The organism is Paenibacillus sp. PAMC 26794 (assembly GCF_000316035.1).
Lineage (GTDB): Bacteria > Bacillota > Bacilli > Paenibacillales > Paenibacillaceae > Paenibacillus.
In genome coordinates, this window is record NZ_ANHX01000032.1 from 1 (window position 1) to 2,629 (window position 2,629).

The 2,629-nt window shown below is 46.1% G+C and carries 3 protein-coding genes; all 3 read right to left on the reverse strand.

Going from position 1 to position 2,629, the window contains the following annotated elements; translation table 11 throughout:
- Nucleotides 1-10: 10 nt before the first annotated feature.
- Nucleotides 11-136 (reverse strand): hypothetical protein, encoded by a 126-nt coding sequence (locus D829_RS34270; RefSeq protein ID WP_017689795.1) that lies wholly within the window; start codon nt 134-136, stop codon nt 11-13.
- 270 nt (nt 137-406) lie between these two features.
- Nucleotides 407-1,420 (reverse strand): bifunctional glycosyltransferase family 2/GtrA family protein, encoded by a 1,014-nt coding sequence (locus D829_RS0115360; protein ID WP_017689797.1) that lies wholly within the window; start codon nt 1,418-1,420, stop codon nt 407-409.
- Nucleotides 1,417-2,430, reverse strand: a complete 1,014-nt coding sequence (locus tag D829_RS0115365; RefSeq protein ID WP_017689798.1) for a phosphodiester glycosidase family protein — start codon at nt 2,428-2,430, stop codon at nt 1,417-1,419. The genes D829_RS0115360 and D829_RS0115365 overlap by 4 nt, the downstream gene beginning before the upstream one ends.
- Between the last annotated feature and the right edge of the window lie 199 nt (nt 2,431-2,629).

Consider the following 2,629-nt stretch of genomic DNA (forward strand, 5'->3'; position numbering starts at 1 on the left):
AGCATTTTCACTACAAAAAAGTAACGTTATTCGTGAGCTCCAATCGTTCCAAGGACCGGATCGCGGGGATGTCAAAAGGATATTGGTCCCGATTCCCGATCTTGGCCGACATAAGTTCCACACTTCGAAGATACATAATCATCCTCCCACATTTATTTTATATAAGTTCAACTAAAGCATATTTACACTCTAACTTCGCACTTATCTCCAAATTAACATTCCGTTTACTCTGATTGGTCCAGCCACGGACGAATGATATCCTTGCGCGTTACAATCTCCATCGTTTTCATGATTTCACCTAAAATATGGCTCCTTATTTCCTCTTCCATCGTAACCTATTTCCGGGTACTTATGAAACCGTTTCAACCAAAAAAGAGCAAGCCATAAGCTTACTCTCTCTCCAGGGTTAATAGACAAATCTGCGCTGCGCCCAATAGCTGAATACAAAGATGGATACCTCGGTCAATAACTTGGCTGCGAGCAGCGGAATAATCAGTTTTTCATTATAAAAATACAGTAAACCATAGTTTAATAACAGCACCAGCAGGACAAGTGAGAAATATTTGGGCAAAGACTGCCGAACCTTCGAGGTTCTTCCAGCGGAGAACACGTACTTTCGATTAATCGTATAGTTGAAGATGGAGCTGCACAGTCTTGCTGCGACAACCGACAGAAACAGATTATGCGTGAAATACTGAATAACAAATAGTAGTCCAAAATCAATCAGAGCGGACAGCACCGACGATGTGCTAAACATCAGGATTGGCATATAGATCCGGAACGAATCAACCAGCGGGCGGAAATGGGAGGACTCATTGTGATCCAGATACACCGTATCAATAAACTCCTCCGTAATCTCATACCCTTCCTTGTGTGCCGTTAACAGCATGTTCATCTCGTATTCAAACCGATCCCCGGGAATCTGGTTCAGCCAATCCAGCATGGAGTAGGGAAAACCGCGTAGACCCGTCTGCGTGTCATATACTTTGATACCTGTCGTGAGGGAAAAGACGGCCCGTGTGACTGTGTTGCCAAAACGGCTACGTGCTGGAATTTTACCACTGAAGCGACGGCTGCCAAGTACAATTCCTGGTGTCGTTTGTGCGAGCAGCACTTCGAAGATACGCTTAATATCATGTGGCAGATGCTGCCCGTCACTATCTGCGCATACCACACCGCCCTGTGGTCCGTACTCCTTAATATACTGAAAGCCTGTCTTCAACGAACTGCCCTTACCCAAATTGACGGGATGTGTCAGGACCGTACAGTCATAAGCTTCTGCCGTTTCAAAAATCCCACGGTAATCTGGGCCACTACCATCATCCACAATCACAATGGGTCCAAGCTTAAATGTCTGTAACTGCAGAACAAGATTCAGTAAACGTACATCGGGTTCATAGGATGGAATTAATATCGTCATGATCCTTGTCCCTCCGTCAGATATAGTATGTCACTTACGCCACGTTCCTGGTTGCGCCCCAGCGGATTATTGACGACTCTGCCCATAAAATACATCGTGGATGAACCGCCGCCGTCCAGATTGTAGGCTTCGGTTGCTCCGAGGCCTTTCATGACATCGGCCAGTTCTGCCAAGGTCATGCCACGGCTGTTGTCCTGCCGTCCCTCCACCACCACGAAGACGTAATGATTGGGAGCAATCATGCCGATCACAGTTCTTGGATTCGCGTCCTGGATGGAGCGGTTGCCAAAGTTGTTATCGATTTTCACACTGCTAAAATCACTGACAATCTCGCTATCCTGAATCAGAATTGGCCCAAAGGATAACGTATTGGTTGCCCCTTCGGCCAGCAGTTCCGAGGAAGATATCTCGTTCTCGTTATATGTTTTCATCGTTCCGTCATTGAACAGGGCAAGTGCATCCCGCGTGGGGCTGTCCCGATACAGTGTTCCATTTCGAATAATGACACCATCATCGCGGAATCCGTAATAATCACCATTAATGGCAAAGATCGCATTGTTGGCTGCGGCAATCTCTGACGTATTCTCGGTAATGTTCGTTCCAAAGCTGTTATCCGCCAACGCGGTTCGCAAGCTGCTTGCATCTGTTAGCTGAACATCAGCAACATAATACGTAATCTGATCCGAGCCAGAACCTGTCTGTTGCTTTTCAATATTGACCTTCATATCATCACTCGAATAATTCCAATCATCTGACGTTGCATTCACTTCAATTGCGGCGGTCGAAGTCCTGGTGGAATCATTGGCGTTGCCTGCTGTTGACGTTGCTGTGTTCTCATCCGCTTCAACCACCTGCACATGCCGGATCAGGTAACGGTCAGCCAAACTGTACAGGATTCCACCTACTGCAAGTACGATGACAAGTGTGATGATGAGCCATCTGCGCTTTCTTGGGGAGATTGGTCGTTTATATGGGTCTTTCCGGGTTGGTTTCTCATCCATCTTCATCATGTGAAGCTCACCTCTTCATCTAAGTTCTTAAGGCCATATTAGGCCGGGTAGCTTAAATGAATCTGAAAGCATATCAATTGAACTAAAGATGATTTACACTGACACTACAATGACAGAACAACCTTCCAATCGCTGTTACCCCCAGATTTTTTTGATTCCCTTTTCTAAAGGGGAAAATCCGGGGATAGCGTATGCTTCC

Excerpts from the sequence above, each read along its gene's own strand:
- D829_RS34270 (WP_017689795.1), bottom strand. The coding sequence starts at position 136 with ATGTATCTTCGAAGTGTGGAACTTATGTCGGCCAAGATCGGGAATCGG.
- D829_RS0115360 (WP_017689797.1), bottom strand. The coding sequence starts at position 1,420 with ATGACGATATTAATTCCATCCTATGAACCCGATGTACGTTTACTGAAT.
- D829_RS0115365 (WP_017689798.1), bottom strand. The coding sequence starts at position 2,430 with ATGATGAAGATGGATGAGAAACCAACCCGGAAAGACCCATATAAACGA.